Raw genomic sequence first — 4,239 nt, 5'->3', positions numbered from 1 at the left:
CGCGAACTTCTCCAGCGCCTTCGCCATCGAACGCGCGGCCTCGGCGGTGTCACTGAGCCACCCGCCGTCCCGCCCCCTGGCGTACCGGGACCAGAAACCGGCGAACGCCTCGACCGCCTCACCCCGGTTGTGCCCAACCAGAGTCCTGGCCGCCTTGTCCGTCGCGACCCGCACCCCGTCCACACTGTCCGCGAACTCCCGCCACGCGTCCGCCGCATGCCGCAACGTCCCGGAATTCGCCTCCGGCCACCACATCCCCAGCTTCAGCAGGACATGCCGCGCCGTGTCCTCCAGACTCACCGGCCCCGGCCCTCACCAGACCCGCCCGACCCATCCCGGGTGAAGATCCCCGCGAGCAACTCGTCGTTGTCGACATGCNCCTCACCAGACCCGCCCGACCCATCCCGGGTGAAGATCCCCGCGAGCAACTCGTCGTTGTCGACATGCCCGTCCGCCATGTCGTTCATCGCCTCGTACACGCTGGCCAGCCCCAGGACCAGCACACCCACCGCGCTCTCGATCCTCTTCTGCTGCGGGGTGTAGCGACTCCCGAACTCCCTGCCCTGCTTGTCCTCACCCCACGGCTTGCCCAGCCCGTCCAGCGTCCTGACCAGCTTGGTCAGCGCGTCGCTCAGCTTCCCGCTCTGCTCATGGAACACCCGCGCCGACGACTTGATATCGGCCACCTTCATATCGAGGACCTTGTCCCCGCCGGGTCCCTCACCCATCAAGCGCCCCCCTGGGCTGACGACCGAGACGGTGTGCATCCAACCGGGTTCACACCGCAGGCATTGCCGGACCCGGGGAACTGTACACACGCGCGGGCCGGAATACCGGGATTACCGCCGAGGGCGCCGGCGCCGCGGCGGCACGGGAGCGGTCAGCCGCCCACCGCCGCCCCGTACGCCCCGTCCAGCCGCGCCAGTCGCTCGCGGACTCCGGCCGCGTCCGGGTGCCCCAGCTCGTTGAAGATCCGTAAGGTGGCCCGCCAGACCGAGCGGGCCTGGGCCGGGTCGCCCGCGGCCAGGTAGGTGGCGCCCAGGCGGCTCAGCGACTCGGCCTCGCGGACCCGCTCGCCGCGGCTGCGGCGCAGTTCGACGGCGCTGAGGTAGCAGGCGATGGCCTGGTCGTGGTGGCCGAGGTGGTGGTGGGCGTAGCCGAGGCTGTCCCAGGCGGCCGAGGCGCCGCGGCCGTCGCCGCGCTCCTGGCTGAGCATGAGGGCCTTCTCGCAGTGGACCAGGGCCTCCTGGTGGTCGCCGAGCATGGCGTGCGCCCAGCCGACGTTGTTCAGCGCGTACGCCTCGCCCCTGCGGTGGCCCGCCGCCCGGTACAGGACGAGGGCGCGCTGGGCGTGGTGCAGGCCCTCCTCGTGGCGGCCCTGGCGCTCGCTGGCGAGGTTCAGGGCGACGTGCGTCAGGGCCTGGCCCGCGGCGTCGCCGGTCTCGGCGTGCAGATCCAGGGCACGCGTGAGGTGGGTGCGGGCCAGCGCGTAGTGGCCCATGCGCAGGTGGGCCAGGCCCAGGCCGTGGTGGGAGTGGGCCTGGCCGGTGACGTCGCCGGTGCGGCGGGCGGCGTCCAGGGCGGTGCGGTGCACGGTGGCCTGGTCCTGCCAGTGCCCCACCTGGTCCAGGAACTCGGCCAGGCACCAGGCCAGCTGCCAGGCGTGGGTCTCGAAGCCGCTGTCCGCGGCCCGCTGGAGCAGGGCGAGCAGCGCGGGGTGCTCGACGGTGAACCAGGTCAGGGCCTGGCCGTGGGAGGAGAACACCTCGGTGGCCACGCCGGGCCGCGGCGGGTCGAGCGGGATCGGGTCGCGGTGCGGGGTGAAGGCGCGGCCCGCGGCGAGCGCGGTGTGCGTGACGTGGTCCAGGACGCGGTGCAGGGCGGCGCGGCGGGCGGCCTCGGAGTCGTGGCCGTGGCTGAGTTCGGTGGCGTAGGCGCGTAACAGGTCGTGCAGGGTGTACTGGCCGGGGGTGCGCTCGGTGAGCAGGTGGGCGCGGGTGAGCCGGCACAGCAGCGCCCGGGTGCGGGTTGCGGGCAGGCCCGCCAGGCTGGCCGCGGCGAGCGCGCCGACCTCGGGGCCGGGGTGCAGGCTCAGCAGGCGGAACAGGCGGGCGGCCGCGTCGTCCAGGGCGTGGTACGACCAGGAGAACACCGCCCGTACGTCGGTGGCCGCGTCGCCGCTGTCGAACGCGTCGAGGCTGCCGCGCGCGTCCCGCAGCTCGCGGGCGAGGGCGGCGAGGGAGAAGCCGGGGTGGGCGGCGGCGCGGGCGGCGACGACGGCCAGGGCCAGCGGCAGGCCCGCGCACGCCGCCACCATGTCGGCCACCGCCCGCGGCTCGGCCTCGGCCCGCTCGCCGCCCAGCCGCCGCGCCAGCAGCTCGCGCGCGGCGCAGGGGGCGAGCAGGTCCAGGGACAGCGGCTGGGCCTGCTCGGCGGCCACCAGGCCGGTCAGCCCGCTGCGGCTGGTCACCAGGGCCAGGCAGCCGGGCGAGCCGGGCAGCAGGGGGCGCACCTGGTCGGTGTCGCGGGCGTTGTCCAGCACCACCAGCACCCGGCGCCCGGCCAGCAGGCTGCGGTAGAGGGCCGTACGGTCCTCTACGGCGGCCGGGACGCGCTGCGCGGGCACCTGGAAGGCGTCGAGGAAGCCGCGCAGCGCCTCCGCGGGGGCCATGGCCGCGCCGGTCGGCCCGAAGCCGCGCAGGTTGACGTAGAGCTGGCCGTCGGGGAAGCGGTCGCGGACCCGGTGCGCCCAGTGCACGGCGAGGGTGGTCTTGCCGACGCCGCCGCTGCCGCCGATCACGGCAATGGCGGCGGCGGTGGGACCGGCCGGTCGGGCCGACGGTGACGGGGAGCGCGCCGGGACCGCCGGTTCCGGCGGGCGCGGGTGCCGGGGCGTCGGCTCCAGGGGCGGCTCAGGTGGCGGCCCGGCCGGCTCCGGCGGTCCGGGGCGGGCGCGCGGGCCGGGATCGGGCGGGGCCAGCAGCGCGTCGAGCCAGGCCAGCTCACCCTCCCGGCCGACGAAGTGCGTGACGTCGGACGGCAGTTGCTGGGGCACGGCCCCCGGCCGCGGCGCGTCGTCGGCCCGGCGCGGCGCGGGCCCCGGCCCCGTACCCGTGTCCAGTATCCGCAGGTGCAGCTCCTGGAGGGCGTCGCCGGGCTCCAGGCCCAGCTCCTCGACGTACCGCTGCCGGGTGCCGCGGAACAGCGCGAGCGCGTCGGCGCGCCGCCCGCAGCCGTGCAGCGCCTCCATCAGCAGGCCCACCGCCCGCTCCCGCAGCGGGTGGTCGGCCACCAGGCCCGACAGCGCCGATACGGCCTCGTGGTGGCGCCCGGCGCGCAGGTCGAGCGCGGCGCACTCCTCCACCGCCGCCCGCCGCTCCTCCTCCAGGCCCGCGCCGGCCGCCCGGCCCAGCCAGCCGCCCGCCACGTCCGCGAGCGCGGGCCCGTGCCACAGCTGGAGGGCCTGGCGCAGCAGGGCCGCGGCCGCGTCGCCGTCGCTCTGGCGGGCCCGGGCGACCAGGTCGCGGAAGCGGTACAGGTCCACCCGGCCGCGTTCGACCGCCAGGCAGTAGCCCTGCGCGGTGGTGGTCAGCCCGGTGCCGGGCAGCGGTGCGAGCAGGCGGCGCAGCCGGGAGATGTGGACCTGGAGGGCGTTGCGCGCGGTGCCGGGCGGGTCCTCCTCCCACACGGCCATGACCAGCCGGCCGACGGACACCACGCGGCCGGGCTCCAGCAGCAGCGCGGCGAGCACCGAGCGCTGCTGGGCGGCGGTGGGCCCGAGCCGCGAGCCCTCGTGCCAGATCCCCACCGGGCCCAGCAGCCGGAACTCGGCTTCCTCCACGCGGCGCCCCCGTCACCTCTCCGTGCCCACGGCCATCCGCGCAAGCCTACCCACGGCCCGGCGGTCAGCGGGGCTTCAGCGCGGATTCAGCCCCTCGTAGCAGCCTGGGGTCAGCGAGGGCGCCGCGGCGCACCCGACGGCTCAGGCGCCCGGTGCGGCGACGCCACCGGGCGCGGGACGCGCACGGCACGGGGGCCCTCGCTCCGGCACGAGGCGAGGAGCCCGCATGGCAGGTCGGCATGGGCGAGCACTGGCGGCGGGTCTCATCGCCGCGGCGGGACTGCTGGCGGCCGCCGGCGGCCCGTACGGCTGGGACGGCGGCGGCGACCGGGGCGACGGGGGCGGCGGCCGGGCGCGTACGGCCCACGCCGGGCCGGCGGCGGGCCACGGTCCGGCCG

General features: G+C 76.8%; 2 protein-coding genes and 1 pseudogene. All 3 read right to left on the bottom strand.

The window, feature by feature from the left end; all coding sequences use genetic code 11:
* A pseudogene (locus tag RKE29_RS28300) lies at positions 1-300 on the bottom strand (hypothetical protein); the annotation flags it as partial.
* A complete protein-coding gene (locus RKE29_RS28295) occupies positions 297-728 on the bottom strand; it encodes a hypothetical protein (RefSeq protein WP_312008537.1) in 432 nt (143 codons plus the stop codon). The gene RKE29_RS28295 and the pseudogene RKE29_RS28300, both read right to left, overlap by 4 nt.
* A 152-nt stretch (positions 729-880) precedes the next feature.
* The gene (locus RKE29_RS28290; RefSeq protein ID WP_312008536.1) at positions 881-3,841 is read right to left on the bottom strand and encodes a BTAD domain-containing putative transcriptional regulator; all 2,961 of its coding nucleotides are present in this window, start codon (positions 3,839-3,841) and stop codon (positions 881-883) included.
* Between the last annotated feature and the right edge of the window lie 398 nt (positions 3,842-4,239).

The organism is Streptomyces sp. B1866 (assembly GCF_031932565.1).
GTDB lineage: Bacteria > Actinomycetota > Actinomycetes > Streptomycetales > Streptomycetaceae > Streptomyces.
Note: the sequence above shows the minus strand (reverse complement) of the source record. Positions and strands in the feature narration are given on the sequence as shown.